Raw genomic sequence first — 24408 nt, forward strand, 5'->3', positions numbered from 1 at the left:
TTGTTTCATCGAAACGTTATTTAGTTTTCAATGTTCTACTTATTATCTCGTTGAGACAACTTTTATATTATAGCACATCATAATTATCAAAGTCAACAACTTATTTTTAATTAATTTGCCAAGCCGTTGCGATAACTCGTAACAACGTTTATTAATACTACATGAAACCCATTAAATCGTCAACCCCTAAATCTAATTTTTCATCCCTTTAACTGATATATAAATGAGCGACGTTAATCCACCAATCATCACCATTTAATTTAANCATTAAATCGTCAACCCCTAAATCTAATTTTTCATCCCTTTAACTGATATATAAATGAGCGACGTTAATCCACCAATCATCACCATTTAATTTAATAAAATGTATCCAATCATCCCCACGCTTCAGACTAATATAATCACCCCTATCAAAACTCATAAAATAAGTCGAAAAGATTGACAATTAGAATTGCAAACTCTTCGACTTATTTAATTCATTTCTATTTTAAAATCAATCATTCAACATCGACGTGCTATTCATCAATCGTAAATGGTTGTTGTAGTTTGGTAAACAAATCTTGCGCTGGTAAAGCATAGATTGATTTAAAGAATTCAGCTGTATTGGTTCCAGGTGCTTTCAACACAAAGCTATTTTGACCACTCGACTTCAATTCACCTACGAATACGGCAGCGTCATCATCAGCATCACGCATTTTATAATTAACATGCCGAATCCCGAAAGTTTCTGAAACGGGGGCTTTTAATTGTTGTGGCGTCAAACTAGGTGCTAATGTCGCAAATTCACCAGCCCCTAACTCTGGTAAATTCCAATCCAGCATTTGGGCGTCAAAAGCTTTAAATAAAGTTTGGACTGCTTGTCCAACTGTCGCAGGCGTCTTTATTTGATCAAGCACCAATTGTTCCAAAATTAATCGCGTTGCTTGCCAAGCCTTTGAGTAATTAGCTTGATAATATTCTGAAACTAAATCAGCATCATCCCCAGCTGCATACATAAAGATACCAGCATCAAGTAATGTTAATAAGCGTAAAGCCGCTTCTTTTTGATCTGGGTCATTTACTTCTGGCGTTAGGGTCGCTTTTACCCCTGCGGCATATGCTGAAATAATTTCTGGTGTTAATTGTCGATGTGCAGCCTGTTCCCGATAAATAATAGCATGTAAAGCCACTTGTGATAGATAATTGGTCATTATTACCCGCTGTTCATCAAGCGCACCATCTTCAGTTGCCAATTGATAATACACTTGCGGATAGCCGTTTAACATCAGCAACATTTTTAACATTTCCCGCGTTGCCACAAAATCAGGCGCAGTTTGATCAGTCACTTCAATCATTAAACGCGTCCCCAACATCTGTGTATCAACTTGGTCTGGTAAAATCTTCCCACTCTTTTCACCACTCATTCGTAAAATAACTGAACCTGGGTAATTCTCATTTAATTGTGCTAATAAATCTTGGGTTGCTTTTGAAAAACTCATTTATTCTCCCTCATCTTCCTTAACATCATTTTTGCCTTGGCTGCATCCATCGATTGCGCCTGCTGTTGTAATGCTTCCACTAAAGGTGTCTGCTCCTCAGGACGTGCTCCAACTTGGACAGCTAAACTCTTAGCTTGTAAACTCATATGTCCTTGCTGAATGCCATCAGTGACCAACGCTCGCAAAGCCGCTAAATTTTGAGCCATCCCCGTGGCAATAATTAAATCAGCTAACATTTTAGCATCTGGTTCATTCATTATACGCCGATTTAATTGTACTGCTGGCACAATTCCAATTGATCCTCCAACTGATCCCACTAACAATGGTAATTCTGTTGTGCCAACTAATTCGTCATCTTCCATTGTCCATCGAATTAAGCCACGGTATCGACCAGTATGACTAGCATAAGCATGCAGCGCCGCATTTACATTCCTAGTATCATTCCCACTTGCTAATACTACTGCCTCAATCCCATTTAAAGTTCCTTTATTAGCTGTGACTGCTCGTTCAACAGAAAGTTGTTCAATACGACTCGCCGCTACAATCTGTTCAGCAATTTGGCTTCCAGATAAATCTGAATGTTCAACTAAAGCATCTACTGGAATCCGTGTCTGCGCATGGGTAAGTGCGTGAATCGAATAATTTGATAATATCGCCATCAAAACATCATACCCTTGATTTCGCAAAAAACTAGCCACTGCTTCCAACATCGTATTAACAGAATTAGCCCCCATTGCCTCCTTAGGATCCACCAATAAGTCTAAACTGAGTGTCGTTGCATCCAAAACCTTTACTTCAATCCTCTGAGCACCACCACCACGCTGTATCAGACTAGGTTTAGCTTGATTGGCCACCGCTATCAGCTGAGTAGCTTGTTGCATTAAAATTTTTTCGGTGGCGTCCACATCGCCTAAATTCTGAATAAGGACTTGACCAGTCATTAAACGCTCGGCTTGTGCTGTAATTACTCCGGTTCCTTTAGCCAACAAACGTGCGCCATGGTTAGCCGCTGCTATCACGCTTGGCTCTTCTGTCGCCATTGGTACTAAATATTTTTCATGATTTACTGGTAAATCTAGTAATAAACCAACTGGCACTTGAAAACTATACAAATAATTTTCAACCTGCGCATCTCCAATTGAATCGGCGTTTTGTTGCATAAATTTTTGTTCGGATACCGTTAAATGACAAACTTGGCTAATTAAGTTGCGCCGCTCACTCACGGAATGCTGATAAAATCCAGACCATTTACTCATACTGATTCTCCAATGTGCGCTTATCTACCACTACATAAGATACACGTTGCTGCATCCCTGATTCTTTTTGATACGCTAATAAACGCTGCGTTCCAGCATCATCAAAGTCGCCCAGATCAACTAACAACCGATCACCATCTTCTACCAAGCCTTGAACAGCATCTTTAATTACATCATGCATGAAAATCATATATTTTTGAGATTTTTTCATCCGATCGACCGCTGCCTTTAAGGTCAAACCTTCGGCTAAAAAGCTTTTAATCATGGTGATTTTAATGAACATATTAAACGGATAAACCCTGCCCGTCTGTTCATCAGTCCGTTCAAGTGGTTTTATAATTCCCTTACTTTCCCAATACCTTAATTGACGAGCTGAGATTCCAGTCATTTTCTCAATTTCACCAATTCTAAATTTATATTTAGAAACATCAAAGCCCGTTTTTAAATATCCTTTTTTAATTAAATATCGCATGTCATCCCCCCCTTATCCTTATTTATCTTCCATTAATGTAAAATTGTTTAACATATTTGTCAACTTCAATTTTTAACAAAAAAATGGGACCAGTTTTGGATTCAAACTGATCTCACTTTAAATATATTTCAAAACACTTTTTAAGGATTAGGCGTATCTGACCCACCATCATGCTTATCAATTCCATCTGGATTTTGTTGCTGAATCCGTGATGTATCTGACTTTGGCTCATTCTTTTCAGGAGCATCTGTCTCATACAAATCCTGTGTTGACTGTTTGTTATTTTTAGTAAATAAGTCAGTCGCTTGATTTCCTAATGAAACTGAAAGGTTCTCCAATTTACCTAACCCGTTCGCATAATTATATTTTTGCGCATTAATCGGCGTAAAGTGCTTTGGCGTATAGAAACGCAACAAATCTTTTTGATTAATTGCATCGGACACATTTAACTGTTGATTAACTTCATCTTGAATTTTATCAACTTCAGCTTGCTGTTGCTTGGTTAACTGTTCGATGACCTGTCCTTGTTTATCATAAATATTTGACCCCACCCGACTATACTTAGGCGTAATCCAATTATTATTCCGGAATGCTACAATTTGATTCCGTTTATCATCAAGCAGGTTTTGTCCAACATTCACATACTGGTTGGGATTATCAACCCCCAAAATTCGGAGCAAGGTTGGCATCACATCAATTTCACCACCATACGTATGATTAATTCCACCGCCATGCCAATTTGGAATATTAATCATAAATGGCACACGTTGTAATTGCTGGTCATCCCAATCGGTCCACTCATCTGGATTCTTATTCAAAACAGGTGCCAAAGCCTTATTTTCTGAATTTGAAATTCCATAATGGTCACCATACAAAACTACCACTGAATTTTGTGCTAAGCCTGTTTTATCCAAATATTGATAAAATTCACGGACAGCTTGATCCAAATAATGATTAGTTTCGAAATATCCATTCACAACATCAGAAGTTGTATCCGTCGTTTGGAAATTAGGGTCTTTATCATTGTCATCCAAAGTGTAAGGGAAATGATTCGTCACCGTAATATATTTGGCATAGAACGGTTGTTGCAGGCGTTCAAGATATTTAATGGAATCATTAAACAATAATTTATCCTTGAGGCCATAACCCATCGCTTTATCCCCCGATGTATCATAATAACTAGCATCAAAGAAATATTGGTAACCCATATTTTTATAAACATTATTCCGATTCCAAAAGCTAGCATTGTTCCCATGAAAGACTGCTGATGAATATCCTTCGCTTTGATGCAAGATTGCTGGCATTGCTTGAAAGGTTTGATCTGACCCATGCGATGCAAATAATGATCCAGAAGATAATCCAAATGTTCCGGTTTCTAACATATTCTCTGCATCAGAAGTTTTCCCTTGACCAACTTGATTAAAGAAGTTGTCAAAGGCAATCGTTGAATCTGAATTATAAAGGCTATTCAAAAACGGTGTTACTTCTTGACCATTAATCTGCATTCCCAGACCAAATTGCTGGAATGACTCCAAATGAATAACAAAGACATTTTTTCCCTTGGCGACCCCTTGATATTTTGTCACATCGCTCAAATTATGCTTGTCAATATAATCAAGCGCTTTTTCTACATCTGTTTTTTTCGCGGTACTGCGCTCTTTATTAATACTTCGTAAGCGCATCCCATCCGAAATGGTAAAAGCATCAATTCCCAGATATTTAACGAAATAATTTGAGTCGAATTGCCGACCAATCAACTGCGGCCGATCGATTTCACCTAACGTGAGTGTCACCATAAATAAGAAACACCCTAGTGTGGTGAAGGCAAAACTCATGAATTTTGTAACTGCCCCGGTATCAAAATTGAATTTTCGCATTAACATTAAGCCAATAATAATGACAAAATCCAACCAGAAAAAGATGTCGTGAAAGTTAGTTAGAGCTAGCCCTGACGCCCCCAGTCCTTGATTAACTTTGTTATACCCGAGCATCGTTGAAACTGACATAAAGTCTGAAAATTCACGATAATAAATGACGTTCAAGTACAGCAACAACGTATTAATAAAATACATAATCAAAGCTACTGGATAAAAATATTTAGTTTTTCTAAAATAGAATGCCAACCCGATTAATAATAGTGGTATCGGCAAAGGATTAATAATAATCGTTAATATTTGAATGAAACTTGATCCACTAAATAAATGCAGATCAATCGCATAGGCTATCATGCTCTTTACCCAAAATAAAATTATTAAGAGCGTAACAAAGCCGATCCGTGACTTCACCCAATCAAACCGTCCGTAGTGTCTCAAAACACAACTCCTCTCAAATCAATTCAAGCCATATCCATTTATATTTTTAATCTAAGCGTTTTGATTGTAAAATCTTTTTCCTAGATTAACCTTAAAATCACCTGAATCGTTCAACTTTATTACATGGCAAACAAGTTAAATTCACTGTTATGTTACAGCTTCAACTCTTCACCTGCAATCAAAAAGAAAAAGCGTTTTTTAAAACTGCCTCCTCAAGTTGCACCACAATTACTGTAGTCCTTGAAAATTTGTTTTTAAAATCCGCCTTGCTCCTTTATGCTATCCTAACTCGTTAGATTTAATGTTCCCCATTTTCATCTTCAACTGAGTCGGCTTCTGCCCGATCTAATAAAGTTTGCACCTGTTGATCGGCATTATCATCAGTTTTACTTGGTTCCGTTGCTGTTGTGTCTTCTTTTCTGGCGTCATCCAAAACTTCATCGGTTTCAATCTTGGTAAAGGTTGCCACCTTCGCCTCATCACCAAGACGCATCAAACGTACTCCCTGAGCTGAACGACCGGTTTGTGAAACTGTATCGACAGTAAAGCGAATCATCACCCCTTGGTCAGTCGTCAACATAATGTCTTCGGAACCTTTTACAACTACCACTCCTACCAATGGACCATTCTTTTCGGTAATGTTAGCCGTCTTAATTCCTTTACCACCGCGCCCCTTAACTGGGTACTCGTCAATCGCTGTCCGCTTTCCATAACCATTTTCAGTAATCACTAGGACTTCTTCATCAGCATGCCTTACATCAGCACCAACAACATAATCACCTTCACGCAAGCGAATTCCACGAACTCCAGCCGCAGCTCGACTCATCGATCGAACTTCAGTTTCATTGAAAGAAACTGAATAACCATTATGCGTCCCAATAAAGATTTCTTGAGCGCCATCGCTAGTCAAAACAGCAATTAACTCATCATCATCATGCAAAGTCAATGCCTTCAAACCATTCGTTCGAATATTACTAAAATCCGCGATTGGCGTACGCTTAACAACACCTTGCTTAGTGACAAAGAATAAGTAATCCTTTGAGTCACTGGCATCCCCACGGACGTTGATGACTTTTGTTACCTGTTCATTATCATCTAATTTACCAAGTAAATTAATCACTGGGATTCCCTTCGCTGTCCGACCATATTCAGGAATTTCATAACCCTTCATCCGATAAACTTTGCCCAGACTAGTGAAAAATAACAACGTATCATGCGTTGAGGTCCCGATTAATTGATCAATATAATCATCATCATTCAAGCCCATTCCTTGGACCCCACGACCACCACGGTTTTGTGACCGGAATTCATTGGCTGGAACACGCTTAATATAGCCACCATTGGTTAACGTGACAATAATTTCTTCTTCTTCAATCAAGTCCTCATCTTCAAGATTAGTAACGTCACCAATCTGCAGTTCAGTTCGGCGGGCATCCCCATGTTTATCTCGAATTTCAAGTAATTCTTCATAAATAATTTGATCAATTCGTTCTGGATTAGCTAAGATATCTTTCAAATCAGCAATCGTGGCCATTAAACTTTGATACTCATTTTCAATTTTATCGCGTTCCAAACCAGTCAGACGAACCAACCGCATATCCAAAATTGCTTGAGACTGCTTGTCTGACAATGAATACTCATTCATCAAGCGATTTTTTGCCACTTCGGCCGTTTGCGAATTACGAATGATATCAATAATCGCATCAATATGGTCTAATGCAATCCGCAATCCTTCTAAGATGTGCGCCCGTGCTTGCGCCTTCTTCAAGTCAAATTCAGTCCGACGCCGAATTACGTTTTGTTGGTGCTCAAGGTATGCGGTTAAAATATCTTTTAACCCCATCAACTTTGGTTCACCATTTTTAACTGCTAACATATTAAAATTATATGTCGTTTGTAAAAGCGTATTTTTATATAAATTATTTAAGACGACTGACGCTGATGCATCGCGTCGAATATCAATTACCACTCGATAACCTTGACGATCTGATTCATCGTTTGCGCCAGCAATCCCTTCAACCCGCTTATCACGGGCTAATTCAACAATTCGTTGAATTAAGCGCGCCTTATTAACCATGTATGGTAATTCAGTGATAACAATCTTTTCCTTACCACTCTTATCGGTTTCAATCTCAACCTTGGCCCGAACCGTAACCTTTCCTTGACCAGTTTCGTAGGCTTTCCGAATTCCAGCTTTTCCCATCACAATGGCACCAGTTGGAAAATCAGGACCAGGAATTGCTTCCATTAATTCGTTGGTTGTGATGTCCGGATTTTTCATCAACATGTGCAATCCATCGATTACCTCACCCAAATTATGTGGTGGAATATTAGTCGTCATCCCCACCGCAATTCCTGTCGCCCCATTCACTAACAAATTAGGAAAACGTGAAGGTAATACTTCTGGCTCACGATCAGTTCCATCATAATTATCAACGAAATCAATCGTATCTTTGTTGATATCGCGCAACATCTCTAAGGCAATTTTTGAAAGCCGAGCTTCAGTATATCGCATGGCCGCGGCTGGGTCACCATCGATTGATCCAAAATTTCCGTGTCCATCGACTAACATATTCCGATAACTAAAGTCTTGCGCCATTCGTACCATTGCTTCATAGATGGCTGAATCACCATGGGGGTGATACTTTCCCATAACATCCCCAACAATACGTGCTGACTTTTTATGTTGCTTATCTGGGGTCACCCCCAATTCGTGCATTCCATATAAAATCCGACGATGTACTGGCTTTAGACCATCCCGCACATCTGGTAACGCACGTGCCACAATGACAGACATCGCATAATTCAAGAAAGAATTTTTCATTTGTTCGCCTAAGGGGGCGTTCTTAATCCGTGATTCTTCATGCCTTATATCTTCAGACATTATTTACTCCTTCCAACTTTGGGTTTCGTCTTACGTTTTTTACTCTCACGTTTAAAATTCAAGGTTCACTTTAAACCTGCATAATTAACTAAACGTCAAGCTCAGCGTAACGTGCATTTTGTTCGATAAATTCACGCCGTGGCTCAACCTTATCGCCCATCAACATGCTAAAGATTTGATCCGCCTCAACTGCATCGCTCAATTCAACACGTAACATCCGCCGCCGTTCAGGATCCATAGTTGTCTCCCACAATTGCTCAGCGTCCATCTCACCAAGTCCCTTATACCGTTGAACCACTGGCTTAGGACTGGCTGGCAAATTAGCAAGTAATGAATTTAATTCAGCATCTGAATCTAGATATTCGACAAACTTACCTTGTCGCACTTGATACAAAGGTGGTTGTGCGATATAAACATATCCAGCTTCCAACAATGGTCGCATATACCGATAAATTAATGTCAAAAGGAGCGTTCGAATATGCGCCCCATCCACATCGGCATCAGTCATAATCACTAATTTATGATAATTAACTTTATTAATATCAAAATCATCACCAAATCCAGTTCCCATCGCCGTAAAGAGTGAACGAATTTCTTCGTTAGCTAAAATTGTCTTCATTTGCGCCTTTTCAACGTTCAAAATTTTTCCGCGAATTGGCAAAATAGCTTGCGTCAAACGTTCGCGTCCTTGCTTAGCTGAACCACCGGCTGAATCACCCTCGACAATAAACAATTCTGAAATTTCAGGATCTTTAGACGTATTATTAGCTAATTTTCCAGGCAAATTAGTAATTTCCAGTCCCGTCTTCTTCCGTGAATCTTCACGCGCCCGTTTGGCAGCCATCCGCGCCTTTTGCGCTGAAAAGCCTTTTTCAACAATTTGTTTAGCAACTACTGGATTTTCATACATAAACCGCTTAAAGGTTTCATTAAACATCCGATAAACCGCTGTCCGAGCATCAGAACTACCTAACTTAGCTTTTGTCTGTCCTTCAAAGAGGGGATCGGGGTGCTTAACTGAGATAATTGCCGTCAATCCTTCGCGTAAGTCATCAATCGTTAAGCTATCGTCACCTTCTTTAAGCATTTTGTTTTGCTTGGCATAGTCATTGACTACCCGCGTTAAAGCCGTCTTAAATCCGGTTTCATGCGTTCCACCTTCCCAAGTGTTGATGTTGTTAGTAAACGACAATAATACATTTGAACGATAATCATCGGTATACTGTAAAGCTACCTCAACTTCAATGCCATTCTCAGTTCCTTCAACATACACGGGATCTTCAAAAAGAACAGTTTTATTGCGATTCAGGTATTTAACATATTCTTTTAATCCACCTTCGTAGTGGAATGTGTGCGTTTCCTCAGGCTCAACACGCTTGTCAGTGAATGAAATTTTCAACCCTTTATTCAAAAAGGCAAGCTCACGAACACGATCGCTTAATACTTTCGCATCAAAAACAGTTGTTTCTTGGAAAATATCGGCATCAGGCACAAAGTGAACCACCGTTCCACGTTCCACTGGTGCGCCTTCAGCTGCAACTTCGGTAATTGTTTGCGTGGTTCGACCACGTTCAAACTTCATTTCATAACCCTGATGGTCGCGGACAACTAAAACGTCTAAATTAATTGATAAGGCGTTAACAACTGATGCTCCAACTCCGTGCAAACCACCAGAAACTTTGTAGCCCCCGCCATCAAACTTTCCACCAGCGTGCAAAACTGTAAAGACCGTCTCTAAAGCAGACTTACCTGTCTTTTTCTGAATATCAACCGGAATTCCACGACCGTTGTCTGTAACCGTCACTGAATTATCCGCTTCAATCGTCACTGTAACGTGATCGGCAAAGCCTGCCATCGCTTCATCAATTCCGTTATCCACAATTTCCCAAACTAAGTGATGCAACCCTTGACTTGAAGTTGTTCCAATGTACATACCTGGCCGCTTACGAACCGCTTCTAAGCCCTCTAAGACTTCAATTTGACTCGCATCATAATCATCAGCTTCAGTGTTCATCACCCCGGCATTCGGATTACTTGTTTCATTTTTTAATTCTTCATCAGCCATTAAACTTTCTCCTCAGTTCTTAAATTTAATCATCACGATCATCGGTTTTAATTTCAGTAATTTTACCCGCACTTACTTGGAAAACTTTAGGCGTTTTAATCAATTGACTCGCAATATCATTTAAAGACGGTGTTGTTAAAAACGTCTGGACCCGGTCTTGCATTGCTGCTAGCAACTGCGTTTGCCGCGCTGAATCTAATTCAGATAAGACATCATCCAATAATAAAATCGGATATTCACCAGTCTGGATGTGCATTAATTCAATTTCAGCAAGCTTTACCGCTAGCGCTGTCGTTCGCTGTTGACCTTGTGATCCAAAAACTGCAATATCATGTTCATTTACTAAAAATTGAATATCATCTCGTTGCGGTCCTAACAAAGTCGTCCCTAATTGAATTTCTCTAGGCCGTAATTTTTGAAAACGATTGCGCAAACTCTTTTGGATTTGTTCAAGCGAAGCCAATTCATGTATATCAAGTTGCGAAACATATTTTAAAGTTAATTGCTCTTGACCTTGCGTAATTTCTTGATGGATAGGAGCAGCAGCCGCATCTAATTGTTCTAATAAATTCAAACGTTGTTGAATTAAGTCGCTCCCATATTCAATTAACTGATCCGTTAACACATCTAAAAGAACCTGATCTTGCGCTTTTTGCGTGTTCAATTGTTTCAAATATTGATTACGCTGCTTCAAAATAGCCTTATATTGATTTGCAGTATATAAATATTTTGGACTCATTTGGCTAAATTCGCGATCTAGAAACTGTCGCCGATTTTGGGGTGCCCCTTTAACTAGCTCTAAATCCTCTGGCGCAAATAAAATAACGTTCATTTGCCCAATGTATCGCGCTAACTTGGGTTGATCCAAATGATTCATGCGCGCTTTTTTCCCCTTACCAGTCAAACTAAGCTCTAAAGGTAATTTCCCCGTCTTCCGTTCAATTTGCCCACTAATGCGTGCAGTTTTAGCTTCCCAATTAATCAAATCGCGATCCAAATGGGTTCGATGAGAACGAGTTAAGGCTAAAACGTAAATTGCTTCCAGTAAATTAGTTTTCCCTTGCGCATTCTGCCCCAAAAAGACATTCACGCCCGGGGAAAAATTCAATGCTAAATCTGTATAATTGCGAAAATTTTCCAACTTAATTGTTTTTAGTTGCATTATTCAAACTTAGGGCTCGCCCCGTCCCCATTAATAACATAATGCTCACCATCAGGCAGCGCAACAACATCACCCGGGTATAATTTTCGGCCACGTCGTTCATCAAGTTCTTGATTGACTAACACTTCATTTTCACGTAGATACCATTTAGCTTGGCCACCTGTCGCTATCGTACTCGTTTCTTTTAATAATTGACCCAAAGTAATATATGGGGTCGTAATGGACAATTCTTTAGCCACTCATCTGTCCTTTCTCGACATATCGAATATATTTCTGATGTCTGAATCTGAATTTGATGCTTTCATGTTGAGTAGTTTATTACTCACATTTGATCAATTCATAATATTTTGCGTTTCAAACAATTATACCATTTTTTCTTAATTTGCACATTAATACCTGTTACCACGATTTAACTTATTTTTGATAAAAAACGCCAAATTCAGCAATAACTGCTTATTTGGCGTTTTATTCATTACTTTCAAAATTAATTCCTATATTCTTTTAATATGTTCGAACCGGAGTAATTAATTGAATGAAATTATTTTCATTATTTGTAGGGACAATTGTAAATGGATCAAGGGCCGTTTTAAAGCCAATTTGAATCTCTTCATCCCCAAACGATTTCAAAGCATCACGCATATAATCCGGGTTAAAGGAAATCGTCAGCGCATCACCTGCTGTTTCCGCAGCAAAGATTTCTTCTTCAATTTTTCCAACTTCAGGTGAGTTTGAAGAAATGATTGACCGATCACCAGAAATATCAAATTGAATCACATTCGAGCGACCTTCGTGTGATAGCAAAGCAGCTCGATCAATCGTTTGAAGGAGTTCGCGGGCATTAATTGTTAACGTAGTCCGCTTTTCAGTAGGGATCAACCGTGATGCGTCAGGATAGTTACCTTCTAATAGACGTGAATAGAAAGTAGTATTTGGTCCCAATTTGAAAATAACTTGATTCGTTGCCACTTGAATCTCAACGGTTTCAACGGCTTCAAGCATTCCTTGCAATTGAATCAAAGAAACTCCGGGCACGATAATATCAGCTGTTGCATCATGATTTTCAAAAGCTAGGGTTCGTTGCGCTAAACGATGTCTGTCCGTCGCAACCGCCGTTAAATTCCCACCACCTAAAATAAAGTGTACCCCAGTTAAAATTGGCTGACTTAATTGTTTAGATACAGCCAAGACGGTTTGACGAATGACTTCACTTAAGGTTTTGGCTTCTAATTGCAAATTATTTTTAATTTCAACTTCTGGCAAATGTGGATAATTATTCACATCTTGTCCGTGAATATCAAATTCAGCTGAGCCAGAAATAATCTTTGCTTGAAAGCCTTCTTTGTTCGCTAAAGTAATCTCTTCACCAGGGAGTCTTTTCACAATGTTTGTGAAGAAAGTGGCCGGTAAGGCTAGTCCGCCAATTGAATCTATCTTTAAGTTAGCTTCGTCGTCATAAACTGAAATTTTAGTTTCGATGGAAATATCAGTATCTGACCCCGTTAAAATCAAAGCATCTTCGGTTAAGACTAACTTAATATTTGATAAAATTGGTAGTGCACTTTTAGAAGAAATAGCGCGATTAATATTATTTAAAGCTTTAATCAAAACTTGACGATTAATAGTAAATTGCATTGTAAAGATCTCCTTGGGGTAAGCTTACTTTAATGATTAATTAATTAATAGAAAATAGTAGTAGTAGTAGGGGCTGTGGATACTGTGGAAAAGTTACTGTTCGCTCGTAACCGCATATTTTGAGCTGTGTATATAAAACTGTGTAAAAGTTTTAATAACTATAAAGTTATCCACAATGTCATTATTGAAGATTAGCCCGAATTTCTTGTACTTGCTGTTCTAATTTAGGATCATCAAGCATTGATTCTTCAATTTTATTAGTTGAATGCATCACAGTTGTATGATCTTTGCCACCAAAGGCTCGACCAATCGCTGGTAATGATTCTTGTGTAATTTCGCGGGCAAGATACATTGCAATTTGACGCGGAATCACAATTTCTTTGACACGACTTTTACCGACTAAGTCGCTGACGTTTAAATTGAAATACTCGGCCACACTTTCTTGAATACCAGGAATCGTAACAATCGTAGAACGTTCGAAGTTAAGATCTTTGAGGATTTCTTGAATGGCATCAACGGTGACTTCAGAATTACTAATTTTAATTTTCGCCACAACCTTTTTGAAGACCCCTTCTAGGTCTCGTACGTTGGTATTGACGGCATTTGCGATTTCAGAAAGAACATCGTATGAAATTTCGATTTGTGATTCTTCAGCCTTATTTTTCAAAATGGCAATCTTAGTTTCAGGATCTGGTTGCGTTAAATTAGCTGAATACCCCATTGCAAAGCGCGATACTAATCGATCTTCAATTCCTTTGATATCTTTAGGTAATTTATCAGAAGTTAGAACAATTTGATGACCATCACGCGTAATCGCATTGAAAGTATTGAAAAATTCTTCTTGGACATTCTCTTTATCGGCAAGTAATTGGATATCATCAACGAGTAAAAGATCGACGTTACGATAAGCTTTTTTAAATTCATTAGTCCGATTAAAGCGTAAAGCATCGGTCCAGTCATTCATAAAGTCGTCCGTGGTAATAAATTTCACGCTGGCATTGGGATTGCGACGTAATAAATCGTTCCCAATGGCTTGCATGAGGTGTGTTTTTCCAAGTCCAGAATTTCCATATAGAAGTAAGGGATTCCATTCTTGACCCGGGTGTTCAGCAACGGCTTCGGCGACCGACTTTGCTTCGCGGTTGGGGGTTGAAGCAATAAATGAGTCGAAGCGATATTTCGGATTAAGTCGCGAAGGCGTCCCAGCATCACCTTTAGCCTGTGGCAATTCTAAATCAAGTTGTTCAGCGGTCGACGTGGTAGTTGCTTGGGACGTAGGCTGAGGGGGCGCTTTTACAAAACTAACGACTGGCAAAACAAGGGTTGGAGTCCCTAAAATTTGTAAGGTTGCTTGAATTGAAGCTGATAGAAATTGATTATAATATTGGCCATTTGGTGACCATTCTTCAGCAACATTTTTATGTGAAGTTGAAAGATAAAGTTGATCGGAATTATTGGGGGTATGGACCAAACTAATTGGTGTTAAGCCATTTACATAGGTTTCAAATGAAATTCCGGGAGCAATTGCTTTAGCTAATTCAGTTTTTATGGCGTCCCAGAGTTGTATATGATCCATTCGGGAAAGCCTCCTTTACGGTAAGTTTATTTTATAGGTAGATTGTTTATTTTTAATTAGTATAAATTTGATAATTCTAGTTATTGCAAATTATATAGAAAGTAAAGTTTGCAAAACTACTAATAAGCATCTGCTATTTTAGCAGTATTTTAGGTAGTTTTCCACAGGTGAAAGCCGAAAAAAGAGGTAAAAAGGCTTAAAAAAATAACGTAGCGTGATATTAACAAGTTGTGCGTAAAGTTTTCAAAGAATACACAGGGTTGTTTAAAACAGAATCCACAAATTTAGAAAAGTTGTGTAGAAAGTGGCTAATTTTTATCTTATTCACGGGATTTTGTGGATAACTAGTGGGAAAGAGACAATTATTAACAGAGTTATCCACTTTTCCACAAGGCGTACAGAATTTGTTTTACAACCTTGTGGAAATTGTGGAAAAGCTGTGTATTCTGTGGAAAACTTCCTAACACCCTGTTAGTTCACCGTTATTTGTTAACATCACGGAAAGTTATTTTTTGGAAAACTTTTTTTTGCAATATTTTTGTTCGATTGCTATATTTACTATTTTGCTTGCGTTTTGTCTTTACCAATGGTATTATAATTCTTGAATTGTTCCGCTTTTAGGGACAGAAAAATCTGACTACGAATGGGAGGTGTAATCACATGAAGCGCACATATCAACCAAAGAAGCGTCACCGCGAACGCGTGCACGGCTTCCGCAAGCGCATGAGCACTAGCAACGGGCGCAAAGTGCTTGCACGTCGCCGCCAAAAGGGCCGCAAGGTATTGTCAGCCTAATTCGGCAGGGCCTTTATTAGGATACTGATAATAACTAACACGGGTAATTCCGGCTGTTTGGCTGGGATTGCCCGTGTTTTATTTTGTTTAAGGAATAATAAGCTCCCATTTAAGTTAGATTCGAGATTAATTTAATAGTTGAGTCAAATATAAATAGGTAAGATTCTTGGTTAAAGACAATCGAGAGAGGTGGAAAGCCCACTAATTTGTTGAATTAAGGAGTACGGGATGCGCAAGAGTTATCGGGTGAAAAAAGAACAGGATTTTCAAAAGGTGATTGATCAACATCAATCAGTGGCTAATAAAATGTTTATTGTTTATACAATGGAACGAGATGAGCCCAAACATCTGCGCTTAGGAATTTCAATTTCTAAGAAAGTGGCCTTACGAGGGCATGAACGGGTTTGGATTAAACGGCGAATTCGGCAAAGTGTGTTAGAATTAATGCCTAAAATCAAACCTAATGTGGATATTTTGGTGATTGTTCGAGCCCCCGCCTATGAACAATCTATGGCTGTGATTAAACAAAATCTTGAGCACGTCTTTAATTTAGCTAATCTGTGGATTGAAGAACAATCAGAAGTAATCGAAGAAAATAAGGAATAATTGGAGAGAAGCATGAGTGCAAAAACAAAAAAAAAATGACTTTTTAAATTATAAAAAGTCAATGGTGACAGCTGGTCTTGCATTATTAGTGATGATTATTGCTGGCGTAACCTATCAAGGGGCAACGCCTGGAACCGGCTTTTGGAATGGTGTAATTATTGGAAACTTTGCGCGCGCGCTATTAGGGGTTTCCGCCTGGTTTGGCGATAACTATGGTTTAGGAATCATTATTTTTACGGTTTTGATTCGAACTTTGATTTTACCGCTGATGGTTTACCAAACTTCTTCAATGTTGAAGATGCAAGAAGTCGCACCAGCCATTCAAAAGTTACAAGCTAAATACCCTAATCGTAAAGATCCAGAACAAGTGCAACAGTTGCAAACGGAGACAAATGCTTTGTACAAACAAGCGGGGGTGAATCCTTTTGCTTCGTTGATTCCTTTATTGGTTCAAATGCCCATCTTGATTGCTTTGTATCAATCAATCTTTAATACGAAGGTACTTCGGACTGGGACTTTTTTGTGGTTTCAATTAGGACAGCATGATCATACCTTTATTTTGCCAATCTTGGCGGCGCTCTTTACATTTGCTTCTTCGTACTTGGTGATGATGGGACAACCTGAACGTAATACGATGACGAGTACGATGACTTATGCCATGCCAGTGATGATTTTCTTATTCGCAATTAATGTGCCGTCAGCCTTGTCACTATACTGGGTGATTTCGAATGCGTACCAAGTGGTTCAAACTTGGACGATTCAAAATCCCTTTAAAATTCGCGCTGATCGGGCAGCAAGAAAGTCAGCCGAGAAAGCACGAGAACGGGCTATTCGGAAGGCTAAGCGTTCAAAAAAGCATTAAAATAGATAATTAAAAGCACCTTTAAATTACCGTAAAATCGGCTAGTTTATAGGTGCTTTTTTGACATAATGATACTAAATAAAAAGTAAGCCAGCCTCTAACTTCTTAAAGACTAGCTTACTTTTTATAAATTAATTCACAGCAAAGAAACGCTGACTTTCAGTGTTGATTTTCGGTTTGGTCTGAGCATTGTTCCAGAAACTAAGCTTAACTGTTCCGACCACATTTTCTTTAGGGACGTAACCCCAATAACGAGAATCATTTGAGACAGAACGGTGATCACCTAAGACGAAGTATTCATCGTTAGGAACCGTAAAGGAAGTTGCATTCTTAGACCAGTTCATGTGCGTGCCGAGTTCATTTAGGTTTTCCCAATTTCCCACATTATTTACAGCGTTTGTAGCGGCTTGTTCACTTTTGGGGATGAAGTCTTGATTGACTTGCTTATCATTGACGTAAAGCGTGCCATCAATGGCGGAAATTCGATCGCCAGGGAGACCAATTACGCGCTTAACGTAATCGCGATTAGTGGTTGCGCTAGGGTCAGCGCCTTTAGCGTTAAAAACAATTACACTTCCGCGATTAATTTTTTGATTTCTTAGAACGAGGACGCGTTCGTTATTGACTAAGTTTGGTTCCATGGAAGTTCCGTCAACGCGCATTAATGTGAACCAGAATTGCCGAATGAGTAAGGCGATGGCTAATCCAATGAGAATTGGAAGGATCCATGACATTACTTTTTTGAAATTGTACATGATTGTCCTCATTTCTTGAATATTATTTTTAATTGTAGCATATTTTCACTTTTAAAAATCGAATGCTGATAGTGATTACAATGAATTTAATTACCAGAAATTAAACGGTCAAATTTTTGAACATTATCACTTGAGCCGATGACAGTTAAAACATCCCCAATATTGATAATAAAATTAGCATCTGGTGAAATGACAAAGTCTTCATGGGCTTTAACAGCAATAACGTTTAGACCATATTCAGAACGAATATTTAAGTCGGCGATTGAGCGATTAGCAAAGCGGAAATTGGTCAGTTTAATTTCTCCAATTGAAAAGTCATCATTTAATGAAATGAAATTTAATAGATTGGGCGAAACTAAGCGATTGGCCACTTGTTGAGCCATTTCATGTTCTGGTCGCACAACTTCATCCGCACCGACCTTTTCAAGTACGTGGGCGTGGAGATTATTCTCAGCTTTGGCAATGACATGTTTGCAGCCAATATCCTTTAAAATAATCGTGGCTAGTATGGAAGATTGCTGGTTATGCCCAATGGCAACAATGACATGATCGAAGGAAGCCAAATCTAGTTCACGGAGTGACTCTTCATCTTGAGCATCAGCAATTACGGCATGTGTTGCAATTTCCATATATGTTTGAATAGTTTCTGTATTATTATCGATTGCTAAAACTTCTTGTCCAGCGTTAATTAATGATTCTAAAAGTGAGCTACCAAAACGTCCTAAGCCAATTACGGCATAAGTATCTGCCATTGGTAAGATCCTCCTCTGATTACTAAATTATAATTATGTTGTTAATTATACACGTAAACGCTTCTGGTTACGGCTTTTTATCTGTTAAACCGGTTTATTTTGGGAAGAAAACTGTATAAATCCCAAATTGTTGGTGCGTATATTGATTTTGAGGTAAGCTTATTTGAGCGTAATTTGGTGCGATAATGATACTTTGATGATTATGCACGGGTTGTTTAGTAAATGTATAGTTCGTAAAATGTTTGATCCGAATAAATTCATGTTGACCTGGTTCTACTTGGAGTGTTTTTAAAAAGTCTTGAGGGGTAGGACGGTCATAAAACAAGGTCAAAGAGTAGCGCTGATTACCAGGTTGGATAATATTAATGGGGCGCTGTTGTTGCTTGGCCTTTTTTAAGGCAGCTTCAAACCCTTGGTTATAGACACGTTGAATTTTTGGAAGTGAATTAAACGTTGTGAAATATTGATAGAAAAATGCGCTGGTAGGTAAAATGAATATGCAAGCCACGATGGTACCAAAGATGATTTGTTGCCATAATTGCCAAGCTTGCAGTGCCTGAATAAATTGAACCAAGCCTAGAGCAGTTAAAGCTAAGATTGCAAGCCACGCTAAATTGTAGCGGTTAATATTACCTTGAACGGTGAACGTCAGGACTAAGACGCCACTTAGCCAGGCTAAAATAACCCAGTTACGTTCCCGCAGTACTTGAATCAAGCCAAGACCAGCAAAGATTAAGGAAAGCATATAACCGAGGGCGGAGAAAGGCGTGGCATTTTGTAGTAAGCCGTCAAATTGAGTTAATAAGACGAGCCAGTTTTGACCGAAATTCTCCCCGAGGGTTTGACGGATCATAGTAAATTTTTCAACAGAAAAGAATCCTAAGTCAAACGGTGGCAGGTGAAAGAGATTCACGGCGAACCATAAAAGCATCGGTAAGGCAATTAAGAGGAAGCAAAAGGCTGCTTCAAAAGCCTGGCGCCAAGTCATTTGTTTTTGATAAAGGGCTGACAGATAAAGGATGCTTAGGATAACTGGCAGTGCTAATAGGACACTGGAATAGGCATAAATGGAGCAGGCAAAGACCGCTGCGGCTAAGCGGAAATGTCTAGTCGCAAATAACGTAAAGGCTATTAAAATGACAAAGGGCAGTAAATTAGACTCTAATCCTTGCCGGGCAATTAAGACCGCCCAGGGATTAAAAGCGAGTAAAGTTAATCCGACTACGGCTACCTTTTGATTCCACATTCGTTTTAAAAAATAATAAAAAAGCGGTAATAAGAGCAACCCGGCAACTAAAGCTACGGAGCGTTCGGTATAGATATTTAACCCCCAGCCTTTGACTAGCGGTAAAATGAGGTATTCATGGAGGGCATTCATTCCACTGCCCCAAGCCTTGAAATACCAGGGATAATGGTTACCCCACATATCGGTTTGATAGTTAGCAAGCGTCCAAGCGTTATAACCAGTCATTGCTTCGTCAGTGGTGACGCCAGCGGGAATTTGACCAAATTGAACGATTCGTAATAAACTACCTAAAATAAAAATAAGCCCACAATAAATGGTGGTTTTGGAAATTTTAAGTTCTTTTTTCATAGTATACCTAGTATAACAAGTTTGAATCATGTAAAATACGGTAGGGTTTAAAAAATTTAAAATAAGCTGAAAATATGGAAAACAAATTTAGAGTAATCACAGCTGTTGTAAACCTTTCAGCATGAATCAATCTAAAGGAGGAGAGTGTAGTGGCACTAGCGAGTATGTTGGTACCAAGCTCAAAACTAAATGCGAATCAATAAAAGATTAATTTTAGTCATTGTGACAATGTTATGGTTTTTGGTGGTGATTGCGCAGCGAAATGTATATTCGCTTTCGCCGCGATCAGATTTAAATGCTTTTCAGGTCCCTTGGTGGGATTATTTAAAACTTCATGGATTTCATGGAATTTTGACGATTAATCATGATATCAATGGTAATTATGGACCGATTTGGTATTTTATCATCGTGATTTTTTGTAAATTGGGAATCTACTCCACTTTTTCGGTGGTTTGGTGTATTAAAATGTTGGCCGCTGGGTTTACCATTTTAACGGCCTGGGCGGTGGCTAAAATTGTTCAAGTGAGCGTGGGACGGCAGGTCTGGAATGATGTTTTAGCATACACCTTAGTTTTATTTAGTCCCGTTGTTTTTGGCGATATGTTAAAAACGAACTTACCAGATAGTTCCTATTTTTTCTTTTGCGCACTAGCCATTTTAATGATTTTGAAAAAGCAACATTGGTTGGCTTGGATATTCGTCGGGGTGGCAATTGCGTTTAAAGCGATGGGGATGTATGTAACGCCATTTTTAGCCTTCTTATACTTGCGCGACTTCAAACAAATGAATTGGTTAAATCGAATCGGCCCCGGCTTTATGTTGGTGGGGATGGCATTGGCCTCACTTCCAGCGATGGTGTTAGGGGAAAAACCATGGCTAGCTATTTTTGGTAATATTGCGGCACGCAGTGGGGGCGTGATTAAACGTGATTATGGCATTTGGAAGTTAATCAATGGTGGTCCATGGGTTTGGTTTCCTAATTTAACGCGTATTCAAAAAGAACAATTATATCTATATGGTATTGCGATGATAATTTTATTGTTTCTAGCGATATATCTATTGATTTATATTATTCCTCAGCGTAGTCGTAGTGTGCAAAATCAAGCCTTATTGTATATGTTGGTGGGTTCACCATTGATTTTCTGGTTATTTTTACCCGCTCAGCATGAAACATATTTTAGTATTGCTGGGATCTTTGCAATTATATTGGTTAGTATTCAGCCGCGTTTGAAACATTGGCTGTTGGTAATTGTGATTGATTTCTTAGTTTGGTCGGGATATCACGGACTTGGTCAGTTATTCAATCAGGTTGGTTGTACGTATCTATTGATTGGGGTAACGATCTATTTGATTTATGAAATTGTCCGTCTTTCAAATGTCAAACAATATCTGTCGGATAATGATTTTACTTTGGGTGGAGTTTAAATGTGAAACGATGCTGCAGTGCATCAAATAATTTGAGTCAATGTTAGAAAAATTTTTAACATTGGCTTTTTTTGAATTCAGAAATGAAGCATTCGCATACAATAAAAGTTGTTTTAGGTGTACGACAGAATTAATTATAAAAAATTAAAATTTTCATAAGCGAAAAGTTAGGTGAAATTATTCTAAAATATCATGCTATTATTAGGTGTAATAGTAAAACTTAAGTAAAGAAATTAAGAATAAAGCTAGGGTATGTATTATGGCAAAAATTAAAAATAAGAATCAAACCTTAAAGTTATGGCAAATTGTTTTGTTAGGCTTTGGTTTGGTATTGTTGATTGGGGCATTAGGTTACGGTCTGTTTGCGAATAATAGTACGGATAATAAAGCTCGGACGGAAAAAACAACACTAGCTAAAAATGTGCAAAGTCTCTCAGCAGCACAGCGGGGGGCATTATTACTACAGGCTGTAAGTGAGGCGATGGAGCAAGAAGACTATAATTGGTTCGATCAAAATATTAAGCAGTCTGATCAAATTTATGTTAAGCAAGTTAAAAAAGATCAGTTTGTGTTTAAAACTGGCATACCAGAACAAACTCTGTTGAAGGTTTATAGTTCCGGCAAGCGAGATAATTTGAAAGTGAAAGTAGATGGACAGACCGTCAAAATATCTATGAACCAAGCATATAAACAGTATTATCAAAATAAAACTCATCGAGAGTATACAAATCAGCTTGCATCGATGATTAGTCCAAGTTCGGATCATGATGATTGATCAAAATTCCAGCAATGCTCCACGTGGAACATTGACGCTGTTTTTTGATAAACATTGTATTAAAAGATAAAAGGTCTACGATTTCTTAGCGAGGTAGCAGACCTTTTTTGTTATGTCTAATAATTAGTTTAAATATGTTAAAGCTGAGGAAAATCGTAAACAGAGATACCGACCGCATCGTAGGGTTGAAAATATAAACGGTATGATTTAAGATCGACGGCACTTCGATAAAGTGTATACGTATCGGAACGCTGACGACTTTTGGGTACGGTAACACTATTTAAGATATGCCAAGTTTCGATTAGATTATCTTGTTCATTAGCCGGGACTATGGCATGTTCTTTGAGAATGGTGGTCCGGATGAACCGGGCGGATGGGGTAAAACCACCAGGCATAGTTTTCTTACCATTAAAATCATCGCCGGCGATTGCATTTAGATGGGTTGGTGGAACGGTGAGGTCTAAAAACTGGTCTAATTTAGCAATTTCTTTATTAAGATTGGGTGCGTTCGTGACGACTCCAATCGGATTATCGATGACAATTAACTGCTCATTTTGAGGGATTAGGTTAATAAATTGACCAGTTGAGTCAGTGATTGCATAGTGTAAGGTTTGACCAAAAATAGCATGCTTTTGGTTTAAGTCAGGGATAAGTTGTATTTTTGGTAGTTGGGTAATAACGTCAGCAATTGATTGACAGTTACCAAGTAACCAAGTGACAACCTCAAAAGGGGCTAATTGAATTTTATGCTGTTGTGGCTGGGGAGTAAACGTGGAAATAGAATTAGGTTGATTAAATGTCAACTTTTGAACAGCTAGGCCGCATTCATTGATGCCATCTGCAATGTCAGCATGTAAATTAGGAATATTATGACCAACGCCCAGTACTTGATAGGGGTTGATTAAGGCACGCTGAGGATTGACAATACTATGCCATTGATATTGTTGTGGTAAGGTTAAAGCCGTAGCGCCAAAAGGATGCCAATCCATGGTGCGGGCAAACAGCGTGCTCCCGTCACTAGCATGCATGATTAGACTAGTACACATAAGAAACTCCTTTCAACTGAATGAGGTAAGTATGCCTCTTCGAATTATTTCCAGTTTAAAGTAAAAGCGTGCGTTTGTCGTTAGTAATCAGTGAATTTACTTTTAAGAATGAATGTTAAAAAAGTAAATATATGAGATGTATCAGTGCTTACGCGAGAAAAGCTACGCACCCAAAATTGAAACAAGATGTAAATTAATTATTAATTAGCCAGTTTTTTTAATGATAATTACTAGCATGAATGTTCAATATGCAATTATTTGAGATTTAACTGACAACGCATTCGGCGACGCGGATTGGAATGTTGCTAATAATATTATTAAGCCTTTTTGCTGGGGCTGTCGGTAATCGCTATAATAAAAAATTATATACGTAGCTGGATTTGGTTGGTAATAACGATGGTGTTAATTACGGACATATTGCAATATGGGATGGAAAAGGTGGATTTTATTGGGAAGGTGATCATAATTCGACCCCGCACCATTTAAGCTATGCAGAGATAAATGAAGTATTGAACGGAACCAAAGAAATCAATGGAAGTAAATTGACAGATAATTATCATGGAGCAAAATTAATCGGCTGGTCAGATAATTTGGAAGGCGTTCAAATTATTACAAAAAAATAAGAAGTTTGTATTGCATAATTTATAAGAATTAATATACAGATAAAATTGTTTAAATTTGGAATTAACGAGGATTGAATCCCTATTTTATAAATTATATCTATGACTGAATGTATGAATAATAGGGTGTATCTTGTAGAAGTACTACTAAGGGGATGCTGTTTTGTAGCGTGGTATTTGTTTTAATCAGTAGTCTCAAGCCTAATTTTGCCGGGTTTATCTGGTTTATGATTTTAGCCACTTTTTCGGAAATGAGTGTGCAATTCTTTAATATTATCTAAAAAACACCGTATTAGCGATGTGCGGTGTACCCAAAAAGTTAAAGTAATATATTTTAGCCG

The 24408-nt window shown here is 38.4% G+C and carries 20 protein-coding genes; 6 read left to right on the forward strand and 14 right to left on the reverse strand.

The annotated features are described in order from the left end of the window. Window positions 1–515 precede the first annotated feature (515 nt). From ACJQWY_RS06395 to dnaA, 10 genes are all read right to left on the reverse strand, one after another. The gene (locus ACJQWY_RS06395) at window positions 516–1478 is read right to left on the reverse strand and encodes an IpaB/EvcA family protein (protein WP_407076903.1); all 963 of its coding nucleotides are present in this window, start codon (window positions 1476–1478) and stop codon (window positions 516–518) included. Beyond that, on the reverse strand, window positions 1475–2734 hold the full coding sequence (locus ACJQWY_RS06400; RefSeq protein ID WP_407076904.1) for a hydroxymethylglutaryl-CoA reductase, degradative: 1260 nt from the start codon (window positions 2732–2734) through the stop codon (window positions 1475–1477). Before ACJQWY_RS06400 ends, ACJQWY_RS06395 begins: the two co-directional genes overlap by 4 nt. Further along, on the reverse strand, window positions 2727–3206 hold the full coding sequence (locus ACJQWY_RS06405) for a MerR family transcriptional regulator (protein WP_407076905.1): 480 nt from the start codon (window positions 3204–3206) through the stop codon (window positions 2727–2729). Before ACJQWY_RS06405 ends, ACJQWY_RS06400 begins: the two co-directional genes overlap by 8 nt. A gap of 140 nt (window positions 3207–3346) precedes the next feature. Beyond that, on the reverse strand, window positions 3347–5518 hold the full coding sequence (locus ACJQWY_RS06410; protein WP_407076906.1) for an LTA synthase family protein: 2172 nt from the start codon (window positions 5516–5518) through the stop codon (window positions 3347–3349). A gap of 298 nt (window positions 5519–5816) precedes the next feature. Beyond that, entirely contained in the window at window positions 5817–8402 is a 2586-nt protein-coding gene (gene gyrA, locus ACJQWY_RS06415) for a DNA gyrase subunit A (protein ID WP_407076907.1), read from the reverse strand. A gap of 88 nt (window positions 8403–8490) precedes the next feature. Beyond that, window positions 8491–10467 (reverse strand): DNA topoisomerase (ATP-hydrolyzing) subunit B, encoded by a 1977-nt coding sequence (gene gyrB, locus ACJQWY_RS06420; RefSeq protein WP_407076908.1) that lies wholly within the window; start codon window positions 10465–10467, stop codon window positions 8491–8493. A 25-nt stretch (window positions 10468–10492) separates the two neighbouring features. Continuing rightward, on the reverse strand, window positions 10493–11629 hold the full coding sequence (gene recF, locus ACJQWY_RS06425; RefSeq protein ID WP_407076909.1) for a DNA replication/repair protein RecF: 1137 nt from the start codon (window positions 11627–11629) through the stop codon (window positions 10493–10495). After that, on the reverse strand, window positions 11629–11868 hold the full coding sequence (gene yaaA / locus ACJQWY_RS06430; protein ID WP_407076910.1) for a S4 domain-containing protein YaaA: 240 nt from the start codon (window positions 11866–11868) through the stop codon (window positions 11629–11631). The genes recF and yaaA overlap by 1 nt, the downstream gene beginning before the upstream one ends. Window positions 11869–12130: 262 nt before the next feature. Continuing rightward, window positions 12131–13261 (reverse strand): DNA polymerase III subunit beta, encoded by a 1131-nt coding sequence (gene dnaN, locus ACJQWY_RS06435; protein ID WP_407076911.1) that lies wholly within the window; start codon window positions 13259–13261, stop codon window positions 12131–12133. 181 nt (window positions 13262–13442) lie between these two features. After that, window positions 13443–14837 carry a chromosomal replication initiator protein DnaA gene (gene dnaA / locus ACJQWY_RS06440; RefSeq protein ID WP_407076912.1) on the reverse strand — a complete coding sequence of 465 codons (1395 nt, stop codon included), beginning with the start codon at window positions 14835–14837 and terminating at the stop codon, window positions 13443–13445. A gap of 660 nt (window positions 14838–15497) precedes the next feature. Here dnaA and rpmH point away from each other — a divergent pair. The 3 genes from rpmH (at window position 15498) to ACJQWY_RS06455 (ending at window position 17100) form a co-directional block, all read left to right on the forward strand. Next, window positions 15498–15632: a 50S ribosomal protein L34 gene (rpmH, locus tag ACJQWY_RS06445; protein WP_002828338.1), complete on the forward strand. Its 135-nt coding sequence runs from the start codon at window positions 15498–15500 to the stop codon at window positions 15630–15632. Window positions 15633–15860: 228 nt separating this feature from the next. Continuing rightward, complete coding sequence (rnpA, locus tag ACJQWY_RS06450; RefSeq protein WP_407076913.1) at window positions 15861–16238, forward strand: ribonuclease P protein component; 378 nt, start codon at window positions 15861–15863, stop codon at window positions 16236–16238. Between the two features lie 61 nt (window positions 16239–16299). Then, the gene (locus ACJQWY_RS06455) at window positions 16300–17100 is read left to right on the forward strand and encodes a YidC/Oxa1 family membrane protein insertase (protein WP_407076921.1); all 801 of its coding nucleotides are present in this window, start codon (window positions 16300–16302) and stop codon (window positions 17098–17100) included. A gap of 131 nt (window positions 17101–17231) precedes the next feature. On the opposite strand, the gene lepB is transcribed toward ACJQWY_RS06455, so the two are convergent. From lepB to ACJQWY_RS06470, 3 genes are all read right to left on the reverse strand, one after another. Then, on the reverse strand, window positions 17232–17855 hold the full coding sequence (lepB, locus tag ACJQWY_RS06460; RefSeq protein ID WP_407076914.1) for a signal peptidase I: 624 nt from the start codon (window positions 17853–17855) through the stop codon (window positions 17232–17234). Window positions 17856–17941: 86 nt separating this feature from the next. Beyond that, window positions 17942–18607 carry a potassium channel family protein gene (locus ACJQWY_RS06465; protein ID WP_407076915.1) on the reverse strand — a complete coding sequence of 222 codons (666 nt, stop codon included), beginning with the start codon at window positions 18605–18607 and terminating at the stop codon, window positions 17942–17944. A gap of 94 nt (window positions 18608–18701) precedes the next feature. Next, window positions 18702–20201, reverse strand: coding sequence for a hypothetical protein (locus ACJQWY_RS06470; RefSeq protein ID WP_407076916.1), 1500 nt, complete (start codon window positions 20199–20201; stop codon window positions 18702–18704). Window positions 20202–20390: 189 nt separating this feature from the next. Between ACJQWY_RS06470 and ACJQWY_RS06475 the strand changes: the two genes are divergently transcribed. Together ACJQWY_RS06475 and ACJQWY_RS06480 are read left to right on the forward strand one after the other, a co-directional pair. Continuing rightward, a complete protein-coding gene (locus ACJQWY_RS06475) occupies window positions 20391–21626 on the forward strand; it encodes an MptA/MptB family glycosyltransferase (RefSeq protein WP_407076917.1) in 1236 nt (411 codons plus the stop codon). A gap of 259 nt (window positions 21627–21885) precedes the next feature. Next, on the forward strand, window positions 21886–22401 hold the full coding sequence (locus ACJQWY_RS06480; protein WP_407076918.1) for a hypothetical protein: 516 nt from the start codon (window positions 21886–21888) through the stop codon (window positions 22399–22401). 137 nt (window positions 22402–22538) lie between these two features. Here the strand turns inward: ACJQWY_RS06480 and ACJQWY_RS06485 are convergent, their stop codons facing one another. Next, complete coding sequence (locus ACJQWY_RS06485) at window positions 22539–23447, reverse strand: linear amide C-N hydrolase (RefSeq protein WP_407076919.1); 909 nt, start codon at window positions 23445–23447, stop codon at window positions 22539–22541. Between the two features lie 380 nt (window positions 23448–23827). On the opposite strand from ACJQWY_RS06485, the gene ACJQWY_RS06490 reads away from it, so the two are divergent. After that, window positions 23828–24070 (forward strand): hypothetical protein, encoded by a 243-nt coding sequence (locus tag ACJQWY_RS06490; protein ID WP_407076920.1) that lies wholly within the window; start codon window positions 23828–23830, stop codon window positions 24068–24070. Window positions 24071–24408 lie beyond the last annotated feature (338 nt).

Source organism: Weissella kandleri (assembly GCF_045504165.1).
In the GTDB taxonomy this organism is placed as follows: Bacteria; Bacillota; Bacilli; order Lactobacillales; family Lactobacillaceae; genus Weissella; species Weissella kandleri_A.